Source organism: Puia dinghuensis (assembly GCF_014642875.1).
Taxonomy (GTDB): Bacteria; Bacteroidota; Bacteroidia; order Chitinophagales; family Chitinophagaceae; genus Puia; species Puia dinghuensis.
Map to the genome: position 1 here is coordinate 37,912 of NZ_BMJC01000003.1, position 14,691 is coordinate 52,602.

General features: G+C 50.7%; 14 protein-coding genes. 7 read left to right on the top strand and 7 right to left on the bottom strand.

Annotated features, from left to right (window positions below):
• Positions 1-103 precede the first annotated feature (103 nt).
• A complete protein-coding gene (locus IEY39_RS13480; RefSeq protein WP_188932372.1) occupies positions 104-487 on the bottom strand; it encodes a YrdB family protein in 384 nt (127 codons plus the stop codon).
• A 77-nt stretch (positions 488-564) separates the two neighbouring features.
• Positions 565-1,227, bottom strand: coding sequence for a BON domain-containing protein (locus IEY39_RS13485; RefSeq protein ID WP_188932374.1), 663 nt, complete (start codon positions 1,225-1,227; stop codon positions 565-567).
• Positions 1,228-1,459: 232 nt separating this feature from the next.
• Here IEY39_RS13485 and IEY39_RS13490 point away from each other — a divergent pair, with 232 nt between their 5' ends.
• Positions 1,460-2,026 (top strand): DsbA family protein, encoded by a 567-nt coding sequence (locus IEY39_RS13490; protein WP_262892856.1) that lies wholly within the window; start codon positions 1,460-1,462, stop codon positions 2,024-2,026.
• Here the strand turns inward: IEY39_RS13490 and IEY39_RS13495 are convergent.
• The 4 genes from IEY39_RS13495 to IEY39_RS13510 all read right to left on the bottom strand — a co-directional run bounded on the left by IEY39_RS13495 (position 1,989) and on the right by IEY39_RS13510 (position 9,786).
• Positions 1,989-2,867, bottom strand: a complete 879-nt coding sequence (locus tag IEY39_RS13495) for a helix-turn-helix domain-containing protein (protein WP_229688901.1) — start codon at positions 2,865-2,867, stop codon at positions 1,989-1,991. The genes IEY39_RS13490 and IEY39_RS13495 overlap by 38 nt on opposite strands.
• Before the next feature lie 181 nt (positions 2,868-3,048).
• Positions 3,049-5,016, bottom strand: coding sequence for a sigma 54-interacting transcriptional regulator (locus tag IEY39_RS13500; protein ID WP_188932380.1), 1,968 nt, complete (start codon positions 5,014-5,016; stop codon positions 3,049-3,051).
• Positions 4,988-7,510 carry a sensor histidine kinase gene (locus IEY39_RS13505; protein WP_188932382.1) on the bottom strand — a complete coding sequence of 841 codons (2,523 nt, stop codon included), beginning with the start codon at positions 7,508-7,510 and terminating at the stop codon, positions 4,988-4,990. The genes IEY39_RS13500 and IEY39_RS13505 overlap by 29 nt, the downstream gene beginning before the upstream one ends.
• Before the next feature lie 20 nt (positions 7,511-7,530).
• Positions 7,531-9,786: a histidine kinase dimerization/phosphoacceptor domain -containing protein gene (locus IEY39_RS13510; protein ID WP_188932384.1), complete on the bottom strand. Its 2,256-nt coding sequence runs from the start codon at positions 9,784-9,786 to the stop codon at positions 7,531-7,533.
• A 238-nt stretch (positions 9,787-10,024) separates the two neighbouring features.
• Here IEY39_RS13510 and IEY39_RS13515 point away from each other — a divergent pair, with 238 nt between their 5' ends.
• From IEY39_RS13515 to IEY39_RS13540, 6 genes are all read left to right on the top strand, one after another.
• The gene (locus tag IEY39_RS13515) at positions 10,025-10,408 is read left to right on the top strand and encodes a nuclear transport factor 2 family protein (protein ID WP_188932386.1); all 384 of its coding nucleotides are present in this window, start codon (positions 10,025-10,027) and stop codon (positions 10,406-10,408) included.
• Positions 10,409-10,537: 129 nt separating this feature from the next.
• Positions 10,538-11,326 carry a DUF1269 domain-containing protein gene (locus IEY39_RS13520; RefSeq protein ID WP_188932388.1) on the top strand — a complete coding sequence of 263 codons (789 nt, stop codon included), beginning with the start codon at positions 10,538-10,540 and terminating at the stop codon, positions 11,324-11,326.
• Positions 11,327-11,330: 4 nt separating this feature from the next.
• Positions 11,331-11,933 (top strand): HdeD family acid-resistance protein, encoded by a 603-nt coding sequence (locus tag IEY39_RS13525; RefSeq protein WP_188932390.1) that lies wholly within the window; start codon positions 11,331-11,333, stop codon positions 11,931-11,933.
• A 23-nt stretch (positions 11,934-11,956) separates the two neighbouring features.
• The gene (locus IEY39_RS13530) at positions 11,957-12,709 is read left to right on the top strand and encodes a DUF1269 domain-containing protein (RefSeq protein WP_188932392.1); all 753 of its coding nucleotides are present in this window, start codon (positions 11,957-11,959) and stop codon (positions 12,707-12,709) included.
• 10 nt (positions 12,710-12,719) lie between these two features.
• A complete protein-coding gene (locus IEY39_RS13535) occupies positions 12,720-13,205 on the top strand; it encodes a copper resistance protein NlpE N-terminal domain-containing protein (RefSeq protein WP_188932394.1) in 486 nt (161 codons plus the stop codon).
• 11 nt (positions 13,206-13,216) lie between these two features.
• Positions 13,217-13,447, top strand: coding sequence for a CsbD family protein (locus tag IEY39_RS13540; RefSeq protein ID WP_188932396.1), 231 nt, complete (start codon positions 13,217-13,219; stop codon positions 13,445-13,447).
• A gap of 34 nt (positions 13,448-13,481) precedes the next feature.
• Here IEY39_RS13540 and IEY39_RS13545 read toward each other — a convergent pair whose 3' ends face one another.
• Complete coding sequence (locus IEY39_RS13545; RefSeq protein WP_188932398.1) at positions 13,482-14,690, bottom strand: efflux RND transporter periplasmic adaptor subunit; 1,209 nt, start codon at positions 14,688-14,690, stop codon at positions 13,482-13,484.
• Between the last annotated feature and the right edge of the window lies 1 nt (position 14,691).

Consider the following 14,691-nt stretch of genomic DNA (forward strand, 5'->3'; position numbering starts at 1 on the left):
TTACTAATCAATTAGTTGGCGAGGGCTTTCCCGGCTGGTGTACGGTTGTGATACAATGGATTGTACGGTAATAAGGCTCGTGTGGCACAGGTGTTCGTTAGGATTACTTGACAAATCCCTTGTACGGTCTGTTCCGCAGCATCGACGCCGTACGGTCATAGCTGAAAAGGTAATGACCCGCCAGTATTCCCGCCAGAAACCAAGCCCCAGTGTCATATCCCAGGTCTTCCAGCGCCCAGACCGCCGCCGCAAACAATGCCCATTCGAGCAGCAGGCGAAGCGGTCCAGGAATGGCCACCGGCGCCGGACGCGGGTCAGTCGGAATCCGGAAGACACCCCAAAGAATCACTGCTATGACTGGAAGGGTGATAGAGGCGGCTACGCCTTGCCAACCGGGGAAGCGGTGATAGCCCCAAAATGCGATAACGGCCAGCATGACCAACTCCAGCAGGAAGCGTAGCGCAAGATTGAGGGGGTGTGTATTCATCAGTTTGTTTTGCGGTAAATTAAATCAAAAAGCGCAATATTACTTGCGCTCTTTGCCATCCCTATCCCTCTCAGCAATCAGTCTCCATAGTCGATGACCAATTGATTGTCGACGTCCATAACGCCGGGAGCCGACCAGGCGACCCTTTCGGCCTCGTTTTTTTCGAACCAGGAATTGACGGTTCCCAGGAGCTTGACGCTGTTGTTGTTCACTTCAACTACGATATCATCGTCGTCATCGATGAAGGCATCACGCTCCAGCGCACTGATAACGTCTACCTTTTCTACCGCATCCTTCAGGCTGGGGTTGACCTCGATTTCGTCGATCACGCCTTTCACCCCTGCAAGGACCTGGACGCTGTACTCCGCCGAGGACCGTTGGTATTCCCAATCGACGGTACCGCTGAGTGTTACCCAACCATCCTCCACGTCCACCTTGATTTGGGAGTCGGGCACATCGATATTCCATTTCAGGGCATTGATCGCGGAGGCGGTAATATCGGCATCGGTCCGCTGGCCATCCGGACCAAGTTTCACCTGAATCTCCACGGCAACGCCTTTCACGCCATTGACCCGTTTGGCGGCGTTTTCTGCGGCAAGCTTTTTGGAGTAACTATCTACTGTCCCCGTCAGTGTTATCACCCCATTCTTAGCCGTAACACCGATCTCTGCGACATTCAAGGCCGGCGTCCACGTAATTTCGGTTTGGACGTCTTTCTGCAATTCAGCATCAGATTTCATTTCTTTTGTTTTATAAAGTGAATAATTGAAGGCTTCCCCTGTGTTGAATTCCCAAGGCAAAATTCGGGGAATGTCCGACCCGGGTCAATGCATCAATCCTAGATTCCGATGTCGAAATAAAGGGTTCAGGGGTGCGTCAGATCCTGACACTACAATCGGTGGTTCGTCCATTGACTTCTGTCCTTGATTCCGGCAATTTTACGTGTGATCTGTTTCACACAAAAAATTGGCCATGTTAATACCATCATTAAATAAAAAGTTGGATAATGTCTTTGGAAACCGATTCGCGCCTTTGAATATAGTAGCTTATGGCAGTTTCCAATGCCGCTTTTCCATCGCGGCGTATGCTGAAGTGCGGCTTCTGCAGGAGGTAATGGGTAGCCAGTTATTGTATGCATACAGGCATTGTCCCGACCCATTCCTTCACCCCCTGTCGCTTGACGCGGCGATCGCAGCCGAGGTGGCCGGTATGCAGGGCAAATTCTGGGAGATGCACGATGCGCTGTTCGAGACCCGGCAACCCCTTAGTCGCCCGTCGCTGATCGAGATCGGCCAGGACATCGGAGTAGATATGTCATTCTTTACCGATCCCGGAGTATACAGGAAGATGGCTCACAAAGTCATTTTGGATTTTGGGAGTGGAGTCAAGAGCGGGGTCAGAAAGACTCCCACCTTTTTTGTCAATGGCGTCCAGTATAATGGAAGGCCTGACTTCAACGGGTTATATAAGGCCTGCAGGTATGTCCAGCTGATCCGGGAAGCTAGCTCGCGGGAAGGACGATCACCTTCATTTTTTTAAAATCCGTGAAATTCATGCCCGTTACGGTCTTGAAGAACTTGCTGAAATGTGCGCTGTCGGAAAAGCCAAGATCGTAGGCTATTTCTTTCATCCCGGTATTAGAATACACGCCCAGGCGTTTTGCCTCCAGAGCGACGCGTTGCCGGATATTATGCCCGGCGGAATATCCCGTGATCTTTTTCGTAACGTCGTTGAGGTAGTTGGGTGTCACCACGAGGTCCCTGGCATAATCCGAAACCTTTTTGTGGGTTTTGAATTTTTTATCCAGCAGCGACAGAAACCGCTGAACCAACTCGAGATTCCTGGATTGTATGGCGACATGAAAATTTCCGTCCAGTTCCCTGGTCAGGTACAAAAGAAATATCTTGAAATAGCGGCGCAGTATCTCCGTCCGGAATAAACCTGAATTGTTGTACTCCTTGATCATTTTTTGAGTGATATCCAGCAGGTCAGCAAATATCTCACATTTGATCGCTATGCCCCGTGCCGAGGCGAATAGGGTGAACAGCTGATTGTAATAAGTCGTCTCCGCTCGTGGGTCCTCGATATCCAAAAATGCATCCGTAAAGCATACCACATATCCTTTCAGGTCTGCTTCCGGTTGAAATCTGTGTGCCTGGTTTGATTTTATAAAATAAAGGGTATTGTTTGTGATGGCGGTTTGCTCCAGATCCATCCAATTTGTTCCCGATCCATTGACCACCCAGATGATTTTATAGTGATGGTCGGCTTTCAGACTTTCGTTTTCTTCTTCATGCCCGAAGCCGGCCGGCTGAAGCTGGCTGATATAAAAAAGGCCCTGCAATTTTTCCATGTGTTTCTGCTGTTGGTAAGTACTCAAAGAGGTTTCCATTTGTATGCCAAACTGATGTGAGAAAACCGCCCGTTTCGATAGGGTTGATTTTCAGCCAATGTGCCCGGGCTTCGACGGAAACCGATCGCCCGATGCGTGGCCTTTTGATGGAAATTCCTCCGAAAATATTGGAGGATTGGAGATGGCTACGATAATATTGGAGGGGCTTCTACCCGTGTTCCTTTTTGATACCCAATTTTGCCATTCGGGATTCCAGGGTCGTTGGTTTCATGTTTAGTATCTCTGCTGCGCCGCCCATACCCCGAACACGGCCATTGGTCTTTTTTAGTATCGAAAGGATATAGTCCTTTTCCGCGGCTTGCTTTTGCGCCTTGATCTCCGGCAGCGATTGGGAGGGAGTGTCGGCGGTTGCAGGTGATGAGACGGCCGGACGATTATTGATCAAAGGGCGCCCCCACTGAAGCGGACTTTTCCCGTCATTCAGCACGAATGCCTGTTCCATCACATTTTCCATTTCCCGGATATTGCCTGGCCAGTCATAGGTCATCATTTCTTCAAGGGCGGAAGGCTTGATCCCGTTGAAAGGCTTCCCGGTCTTTTTTGCAAATTTGCGGGCAAAGAAATCGGCCAGCAGAGGAATGTCTTCCTTTCTTTCGCGTAAGGGCGGGAGGGTAATAGGGAATACATTGAGGCGGTAGTAAAGATCGAGTCTGAATTTCCCATTGGTAATTTCTGTTTCGAGGTCGCGGTTCGTGGCGGCAATGATGCGGATGTCGACCTTGATGGTCTGCTTGCCGCCGATGCGCTCGATCTCTTTTTCCTGTAACACGCGCAATAATTTGGCCTGGAGGTCCAGGGGCAATTCCCCGATCTCGTCCAGGAAGATGGTGCTGCCCTGGGCGAGTTCAAACTTCCCGATCCGTCTGTCGGTCGCGCCTGTAAAGGATCCTTTTTCATGACCGAATAACTCACTCTCGATGAGGTTGGCAGGCAAAGCCGAACAATTCACCTTTATCAGCAATTTGTCCTTCCGGGGAGACATGCTATGGATGGCCCGGGCTACCAGTTCCTTGCCCGTACCGCTTTCTCCCAGCAGCAATACCGAAGTGTCCAGGTGAGCCACCTGCGTGACCTTGTCAAACACCTGCAACAGACTATGACTGGTCCCGATGATCTCTTCAAAATTGGCATTCGTTTTTACTTCTTCCTGCAGGTATATCTTTTCTCTTTTTAATTGTTCGCTTAGCATCCTTATTTCATACAATGCTACCAAGCGGTCGACAGCCAGTTCAAGGGAAGGCTGGAGGTTTTTCAGCAGCTGGAGATGGTCGGGAGTATAGGCATCCGGCAGCAAACTAAAAAATGAAAGAAGAAAATATCCCTTGTCCGTTACATTGATGGGAGCGATGAGGTTGCTTTGCACCTGGAACTTCTTTGCGATCTGCCTTTTGAGCATCGATCTCGCACATAAGGCCTTAAAGTCATCGCCATTATAGATCTTAAATCCTTCGGCAATGATCATCTCCTCCATTTCGGAGAAATGTTTGGCAGGTATCCCCGTGATAGAAAAGAAATCGGCTATTTTGATGGTCTGATATTCGTCAAACCCAATGCGAAAGAAGGTACATTTCCCTTCAAGGTCGGCCTCCCGGGTCTTGTATCCAATTATAAGAAAATCGAAGGGGACTGCATGTTGTAATTGTCTGGCCATCTTTTCCAAACGTTGCTGCCACGCAATTTCCTCTCCCATGATGTTCGAGAGCGCAATTTGCAGGGTCTGTTCTTTCCTCAATTTGGCTTCAAGGCTATGCGCGTGCCTGTACCAGGCTATATCCAGGGCTACCAGCACATCCTTTTCACGGAAGGGTTTTACCAGGAAGCCGTAAGGCTGCGTCGCCCGGGCGTCCTGGAGCACCTGCTGGTTGTTATTGGCCGATAAGTATACAAAGGCTATATTCCTTTCGCCCAGCGCATGGGCCAGGTCGATTCCGGTCTTAGCCCCTTTCAGGTAGATGTCCAGCAACACGAGGTCAGGCTTATGTTTTTCTATTATAGCAATCGCTTCATCATAGGAATCGGCCATCCCGCAAACATCAAAGCCGGATCTGCTGAGGATCAGCCGCAGGTCATTGGCCACGACAAATTCGTCATCGACGATCAGTACCTTCTTTTCCATTATAATCGATTTTAACGGGATTAAAGCTCACCTGAATGGTTAGCCCCTCATGGTTCACGAGGCTAAATTCCCCATCCAACTGTTTCGACAACCCTTTCATCAGGGACATGCCTAAGGAAGGAGAATGGAGCCCGTCATATCCTTCCGGCAAACCGATGCCATTATCGAGGATCGTGACCAGCATACGGCCGTCTCCGGCGGTTTCCATCGAGACCCGGATGTGCCCTTTATTTTCGTCAGGGAATGCATACTTTATCGCATTGGTGACCGCCTCATTGACGATCAACCCCAACGGTACCGCTTGAGAGACATCGAGCGCCACGGGCGCAACATTTACCTCGAAATCGATGCGATGTCTGGCATTAAGGTTCTCGGCGAGGTATTCCGTCACCTCTTTTACATAAGAGGGCATATCGATAACCGACAGGTTTTCAGACTGATAAAGTTTCTGATGTAGCAGGGAGATCGCCTGTACCCGGTTTTGGCTTTCCCGGATGGCCGATAGAGCCCGCTCATCCGTCAGGTAGGCCGACTGGGAGTTGAGCAGGCTCATGACGATCTGCAGGTTGTTCTTAACCCGGTGGTGGATCTCTTTGACCAGCCAGTCTTTTTCCGTCACCAGGCGTTGGAGGGCGAGATTCTGTTCATTGAACTGTTTATTCGCCCGGTTCTTTATGCTGTATCGTCCGTACAGCAGGATCAGGATCACGAAGAGCAGCACAATCCCGACAATGGTCATGTTGCGGGTAAGTTCGGCCGATCGGAGCCGGGTCTGGCGCAGTTCATCGGCCTGCTGGAGCAGGGAGATGCGTTGATCACGCAACCGGATCTCGTTCTCCTTCTTTTCGGTCTCGTATTTTACTGCGATATCTTCGACCATTCGTCGCCCCTGGATCTTCAAATTAGAGTCTTGCAGTTGGATATAGTTTTGGAGGTGACGCATTCCCGAATGATAGTCTCCGGTAGCGGAGTCGATCCTGGCCATGCTCAGCTCGGCATCGCGCTCGGCATTCAGGAACGAGTTGGTGTTCCCGGAAGTGACGAACCGTTGAAAGTATCGTCTTGCTTTTGCATATTCCTTCTTCCTGAGGTAGATATTTGCCAGCCAGTATCCGGAAAAGGCTGTATTGATCGTGCCGCGTTGGCGGCTGATCTGTTTTTCCAGGCGAGCGCTTTCCCGTGCATGCATTTCGACGGAATCATATTGTTGCAAGGCCTCAAAGCATTCCGCGAGTGCACGGTGGTAATGGAGTAGGCCGCTGACAGAATAAGGCGGATAGAGCTTGGCTACTTCCCGTATCCGTGCCAGGCCGGCGGTGGGTTGTCCGCTGTCCATCGGCCAATTAAACGCATTTGCCAGGACGACATATAGGTATGCTTCATCCTTGTCGATGATCATGCGGTCGACAGACTTCAAGCTCCATTTCCTATGGTCGGCCATCTTATCGTCGAGGAGTCCGTACAAGTCGGCCATGCGGGAATAAAGCGAAGCCAGGGGCAAGCTGTCTTTCAGCGCCTCGGCGGTCTTCACGGACTGGAGACCATAACTAAGCGGCTCGCCATACCGGCCTTCGAAGACATCGACCATGGCAATATCGTCGGTAGTATAATGCGTGTAGGCAAAGCCTGCCGAGTCTTCCAGCTGGAGGGCCTGCAGGAATACCTCCCTGGCCTTTGGCAATTGCAGGGCGCTGACGAGCAAATAGCCGATGTTGGTGAGGGTGTTGACCTCTCCCTCCAGGTTGCCGGTCTCCCGGTATATCTCCCGGGCCCGTTGCAGGATATCGATCCGGTCGTTGGTATTGGCGGCGGCATAGCGCATGTACAAACCGCGCCAGGCCAACGCCTTGGCTTCCGTGGCTTTGTCGCCGTTAGCCCGGCATGCGGCAATGCATTCGTCGAAGTAAGATACGCCACGCTGCGGCTGGTCGCCCATTATGTAGAGTTTCCCCAGGAAGCAAAGGATCTGCCGGTGCCAGCCACCTTGATCCGGCGACTGGCTTTCGAGGCTGGCGGCGCCGAGATAAAAGGCCGCGCTGTCCTTATAGTTTTTCCAGGGATCCGGTTGAAAAGCATAATACAAGCCCAGCAACGTAAGCAACCGGAGATGCTCCAGTCCCTTAGCGGCGGCCAACGCCCGGACCGCAAAGGCAGGATCGCGACCGTCGAACCATGGAACGCTACCTTCAGGGATTTCCCGTTCAAAGGCCTCATTGATCACCGTCAGCCGGCACAAGCCCAGGTATCTGGCAGCGTGAATAAGGGTGGTATCGAGATCGATGTCCGCATTTTTGTACACATGGTAATACGTGCTGCTCAGCTGCAGCAGCAGCCGCTGTTGGGCAAGCGGGTACCACTTCGCAGGGTGAAAAACCGGCGAAGCCTGGAACCGGTAGGGTGTTGGCAATCCCGAAGAATCAACCGACTGCGCACGATCGGAAATCGGACTCCCCAACCCCAACACAATACAAAGAAGAATTAATGTTGGTCTCATGACCTCTTCAGGTAAATATTTTATTCTTTTCCATTATGGTCGATATTAGCGGGACTGAAGCGCACCCGGATGGTCAGCCCCTCATGGTTTACCAGGCTAAATTCTCCATCCAACTGTTTGGACAACCCTTTCATCAGGGACATGCCTAAGGAAGGAGAGTGGAGCCCGTCATATCCTTCCGGCAAACCGATGCCATTGTCGTGGATCGTGACCAGCATGTGGCCGTCTCCGGCGGTTTCCATCGAGACCCGGATATGCCCCTTATTTCCGTTCGGGAATGCGTATTTTATCGAATTGGTGATCGCCTCATTGATGATCAACCCCAAAGGTACTGCTTGGGAGATGTCCAGCGAAAGGGGTGCAACGGCCACCTCGAAATCGACGCGATGTCTGGCATCAAGGTTCTCGGCGAGGTATTCCGTCACCTCTTTTACATAAGATGGCATATCGATAACCGACAGGTTTTCAGACTGATATAGTTTCTGGTGTAACAGGGAGATCGCCTGTACCCGGTTTTGGCTTTCCCGGATGGCCGACAGGGCCCGCTCATCTGTCAGGTAGGCCGACTGGGAGTTGAGCAGGCTCATGACGACCTGCAGGTTGTTCTTTACCCGGTGGTGAATCTCCCTGACCAGCCATTCTTTTTCTTTCAGCAGGCTTTCCAGGGCGTTACTTTTTTCACAGATCAGCTGCTGCCTGATCTCCAGTTCCCTATTGAGTCGTTGTTTGACCAGGTATCGGTTATAAAGCAGGACCAACAAAAGCCCCAGCACGACGACGCCGATACCACCTACCCTGTTGAGTATCCGGGTTTGTGTGAGCCTGGCTTGTTCGATCTCCTGCTGTTGTTTGAGGAGGAGGATGTCTTTATCTTTCTGTTCAGTATTGTACCCCACCTGTTGTTCGGCGAATTGGAAGCTTGTCGTCTCGTTCAGCATCGAATCGGTGATCTTTTTGTAGTTTTTGTAGTCGGAGAAGGCAGCCTGATAATTGCCGAGGGCCGAGTCGACGCCCGACATCATTTCATATGCCCTGGCCTTCTTCTTTTTCTGATTGTTTGCCAGTTCCATCGAAAGGTAGGTCAGCGCATTTTCTTTCGCCTCAGGATACCGCCGGATAGCCATATAATAACGGAAGAGGACCGCATACGCAAGATCCGAAGCTCGGGCGGCATCCGGGTGGGCCTTCAATAGCGACATCAACTCGTCTGCGTATATTTTTGCTTTATCGAATTGTCTGGCCCTGGTATAGGTATCCAAATAAGCGAGAGCCAGATAGCTACTGTCCAGCCTATCGCCAGGTCCTTTGATGGCAGCCTGTGTGAGCCGCTCATACCTGATCGCCTCCTCCCACTGCCCTTGCCGGCTTAGTCCGGCACACAGGTTCTGCATCACCACCCGCATTGCGGGCAAATCCTTATATTTTACTGCAATATCCATGGCCATTTTCCAATACACGATCGCCTGGTCCAACCCGCCCCAATTTGTATACGCAACTCCCAACCTATTGTAGATGGTGCACAATTGCAAACTGGTGTCATGCCGGTTCTCTGCAGTACGCAGTGCCTCCAAACCATATTTTACGGCATCCGCATAGTCACCCATCCAGGAAGATGCCTGCCCCAGCAGATCGTACACTCCCTGCAGGTCTTTATAGCCGATTGATCGATAAATGACAAGGGCGCTCAGGAGTTGTTTTGCAGCCAGCGTATCATTTTCCATTACCATGTTGCAATCCCCCATATTCTTTAACGCAAAGGCCTCATTTTCTTTATCGCCTGCCGCCCTGAATAAGGGCATCGCCTCGTCGAAACAATCCCGCTTATGACTTATACCTTCAGATGCATCGGAATAATAATTGGCCATTTCAAACCAGGCAAAACCCATATCCTCGGGATCATCCAACGTTTTATACAACTCCAGCGCTTTTCCGATATACCTCCGGCCGGAGTCGATCTTCCCACCCTCGCGGAAGGCATTGGCATAGACAAAATAAGCCCGGGCCTCTATTTTCCTGTTCCCCAGGCTTTCGTTTATCTTTTCGGCTTGTTTCACCAGCAGGAGTGCACTGTCGAGATCATTGGCATATTCCCCGGGTTTGAGCACATAACCCAACCCCAGGTCGAGGAGAAGCTCCGGCCTTTTTGTATCGGTTGGCGCATTTTTCAACTGCTGCCGGATCTCATCCATGGGCCTTCCAAGGCGCACCTGAGCCGCAGCGGGAACCAGCGTCGCTGCCGTGAGCAGAATAGATAATATTGGCAGCCTTATGACCATTGATATCTTGTAGCAAACGGGATTCCATTTTGGTTTTCCTTCAAATGCAGTTGTGCACCTCTAAAAGTACGCCGATTTCGGAGATTATTCCGGGGAACTCCAATTATTTCGGAGGCATCGGATCGACGTTCTTGCTCATAAAAGGGCTATCTCCACTCATTTCGGGTCACCTGAAAAATGGTATAATGGTTGCCAATGGCCTATCCAGGATGTACTTACTATCTTAAATCAATCAATCATGTCTTTAGCCCTAACGATTACCCAGGATCTTTACCATGCTATGGAACAGGGAAATATCGGAAAGATATTTAGTTTGTTAGACCAAACATTTGTTATACAGGGACCGATAGGGACGGACAGGAACGGCAAGGAAGGCGTCCTGGATATCATCTCCAGCTTGTATCGGCAGGGGAAGGGAATCAAGAAGGAAATTGATCATTTCATCGAACATGAGAATATGGTCATCGTGCTTGGGAATATCTATATGAACCAGGCGTCATCGGCGGCAGTAAAAATGCCCTTTGTAGATATATGGAAATTACAGGATAACAAGATAACCGAGCTGCAGTATTTCTACCAGGACCCTCCGCTTCTGGCCAGGCACCTCAACCACAAGGATTGAACGATAATGCGTCACTCGTCAATCAGTGAACGAGACATTTTTTTCCCCTAACGGTCCATTGACTTCCGTATCCACTAAAAGTAATTTTGTTTTTAGAGACACGATGTTCTTCACCAACAAACACTTTATATGGAAAGTTTAATTGTAGCAACCTTCAAGGATGTTCAAGATGCAAATGCTGGTCTCAGCAAGCTGAAAGAGCTGGACCAATTGGATGATATCGTCATCTACAATATGGTCATGGTCCGGAAAGATGGAGATCAAATGTTTGAATATCTCTATCAGTACGTGGAAGATACGCATGACCTTCCTGCGGAAGGAGCGCTCATCGGATCTGTGATCGGGCTCATCGCAGGCCCCGTAGGCATGGCTATCGGCCTGATGACCGGTGCAATGGCGGGTGCTATCGGCGAGGATGACACCGATGACTTCACCGATGAGATCTCGGACAAGGTCAACAATCGGCTCAAGACAGGAGAATATGCCATCATTGCCGATGTCGAAGAAGACATCGAATCGTTGATCGACGGCTATCTCGGCGAATACGACGCTGAGATCGTTCGCACCAGCCTGGAGGACGCAGCCGACCAATATGATCTGGAGCAGTGGGCGGAGTTGGACAAGGACATTGACGATGCACAAAAGGAGCTGGACGCTGCAACGGAAGCCCAAAAAGCGTCCCTGAAGGAAAAACTGGCCAAATTGAAGACAAAACGGGAAGAAAGGAATAAAGCGTTAAAGGCAAGGGCGGAAAATATGAAAAAGAAAATGCAGGACAAGATGAAAAGCCTGGATCAAAAGATTGCCGCTGCGAACGGTGAAAGAAAGGAAAAATTACAGGCGTATAATGAAAAGGTCCGGGCCAAATTTGACAAATGGAATAAGAATGTTAATTCATTACTCACATCTAAAAATTAAAAACATGAGCAGCGTTTTAGAGACGATCCGATCGGACGTCAAGAATTGGTGGTGGTACCTCATCATCGGGATCATATTTATTATTGGGGGTATCACCATTTTTGCGAGGCCGCTGGATGGTTATGTTGGATTGAGCGTCCTCTTTAGTGTGGTAATACTTAGTTCTGGCTTCGGCCAGATCTTTTTTTCTCTCTCCAACAGTAGTATCCTGAAAGGTTGGGGCTGGATATTGGTATCCGGCATCCTGGACGTCGCCATCGGGACTTACTTGCTGATGTATCCCGTTGTGACAATGGCCACCTTACCTTATTTTGTCGGGTTTTGGCTGGTCTTCCGATCCTTTTACCTTATGGGTGCTTCCTTTGATCTCAAGGACCTGAATGCCGGAGGATGGGGCTGGCTTTTGTTTGGCGGTATTGTCGTCCTGGTGCTTGGTTTTCTGGTGATCTATTATCCCGCAGCCGGGGCCGTCGGTATTGTAGCGGTCTCCGGGTCGGCCTTTATTGTCGGCGGGTTTTTGAATATATACCTGGGATTTCAGCTGAAGAACCTGAAAATGGATGTATCCCAGATTCAGAGCGCCATAGGAAAGTACAAGCATGCCTGAAAATGAAAAATAAAACCTGAAAAATGACAAACCTTGTAGTTATATCCTTTCCAACCGAAGAGCTGGCCATGGAAGCTTCACACAAGCTCGCCGAAGCCGAGGGATTCGGGAGTATCACGGTGTATGAAAAGGTAATGGTAAGAAAGGATCTCGATGGGAAGGTTACGGTACTCGAAAGTAATACGACGGATGGCCTTCGTACCCTCACGGGTATGGCGCTTGGTACGTTAGGAGCTTTTGCCGGCCCTATCGGCCTGGTGATAGGCATCTTTACCGGTGCGTTGGCAGGTGCGGCCGTTGAAGCCGATTATTTTGATTTTGCGGAGGATTTCACGGAGAAAGTCATCGAGCACCTGCAACCCGGGACGGTCGTGATCGTCGCCGAGATCTATGAAGAAGACCCTTCTTTGCTGGACGAAGTCCTCGAGCCTCTGGGCGGCACGATCTCAAGGTCGAACCTTGATTATGTCCACGACGATTATGTGGACGGCCAGATCAAAAAGATCGAGGATGAAATTGCGGCCGACAGAAACAAGCTTAAATCGGCTTTGGCGGCTGATAAAGCCAGCATACAGGAAAGGATCACCCAGCTGAAGGAGCGGCGGAAAAAGAGGATCGCCGAGTTAAAGCAACGACAAAACACGGTGATTGCAAAGATCAGAACACTGGCCAATGACCAAAAAAAAGCCCGCCTGATGAAAAACATCTCCAGGCATGAGGAAAAAGTGGCGGAATTGGAAGAAAAGCTAAAAAAAACGGAACAACACACAAAATAAAACAACAAGTATGAAACAACATTCGATCGTGGGCATTCTCTTTTTGCTGATATTGACGGGTTGCAATTCCAATAGTAACATCAACAAGGTAAAGGATCCCGAAGCGGTTGTATCGCAGGCCGTGACCAACGATACGCTCGTTACAGTTTATGACGGGGTGAGGCCTTGTAAGGGATGCAAGGAGATCGCCACCGAGATCATCTTCGAAAGAAGACTCCAGGACACGGTGGGCAGGTTTCATCTCTCGGAGGCCTATATCAACAAAAAAGACAGCGCTTTTCAGCATTACCAGGGTGTAGGGAATTACAAGATCATTCCTGCAGCCAATGGCGATGTAAAAGGAATCGCCGTATACAACATGGTTCTGGACGATCAGAGCCGCGGATACCTGTACCTGTTGGCAGATAGCCTGACAATGGTCCGGATAGATGAAAAGGGGCAGCCCGTCCAGGGAGATGAGGCGATCACCTTAAAGAAATCAGCTAAAAAGATCTAAACAATACCATCATGAACACACAATCATTAAAAGACTCCTGGAGTCATCTGAAAGAATCGCTTAAGCAAAAGTATAGCACCCTCAGAGAAGAGGATCTGCGATACGTGGAAGGAAAAGAAGAAGAGTTGTATACCAAGCTTGGACAAAGGCTCAATATGACAAGAGAGCAAGTGGACAAGATCCTGAGTGAAAATTATCTCCACGTAAAGGAGAAATTAGAGAAAGCCAAAGCAAAGCATTAAGCGAAAGTAAAAAAGATAGGTCATCCTATCTTTTTTACATTTTCATCCCTGCCATCGCGTCCCCGCCATGCTTAAATCCATATTCACTATTCACCAGGTACGCCCCCTCCGTCACCACCACATCCCCCGCCTTTAGCCCCGACCGGATCTCTACCCGGCCGCCGTCTTCCATCCCCGTCTCCACCATCACCGGCCGAAACAGGTTATGTCCCGACACCACCCACACCAGGCTTCCCATAGCGCTGCGGATCACGGCAGCCTCCGGCAACGTCAGCGAATGTTGCGCACCGCTAGTCACCGTTACCTCCGCAGCCATCCCCGGCTTCAACACCCCGTCCGCGTTCCGCAAGGAAATCCGCACCCCGTTGATCCGTGCCGCAGGGTCCACCTCCGGGTTTACAAACGAAATCCGCCCCGACCATTCCCTGCCCGGTACATCCGGCAAGCGCACCACCACCGCCGCGTCCCTGCTCACCTCCGACAACTGCGAAGTATATAGCTGCGCCTCCACCCAGACCGTCAACAGGTCCGTCAACCGCAGCACCACCGACCCGGCACCCACATAGTCCCCTTCGTGTCCATCTACCGAAGCTACCACTCCCTCAGAAGGACTATAAAACGACGTCACCGCCTGCGGCTTCCGCGTCCGCGCAAGCTCCGCAATCTGCGCCTCACTCAAACTCCACAGCAACAATTTACTACGAGCCGCTTCCACCAGCTGCTTCAGGTCCACCACATTACTGTGCAAAGTCTCCTGACGTTCCAGCGCCAGCAGATACTCCTGCTCCGCCGTATTCAGCTCCTCGCTGTACAGATCGTACAACTTCTCCCCCCGGTGCACAGTTTCCCCCGTCGTCTTCACATACAACCGCTCGATCCTTCCCGACAGCCGGGCACTAACCACCGTACTTCGTGTCTCATCCACCGTTAACGTCCCCGTCAGCACTGTCCGGTCCCCGATCACCGAGCCCCCCACCGTATCCAGCCCGATCCCCCCCAACTGCACCTGCTGATCGCTCAACTGCACCGACCCGTCCCCCATCGAAGCCATTTTCTTCTCCGGTATCAGTTCCATCCCGCAGATCGGACATTTCCCCGGCCGGTCCTGCATCACCTGCGGGTGCATCGAACAAGTGTACACCGTATCGGAATGAGCGACAGCCGAAGCCGCCGCCTCCTTCTTCTTTCCCTGACAAGCCACCAACAACAAAGCCACCGACATGATTACCATAAAATATCGCATA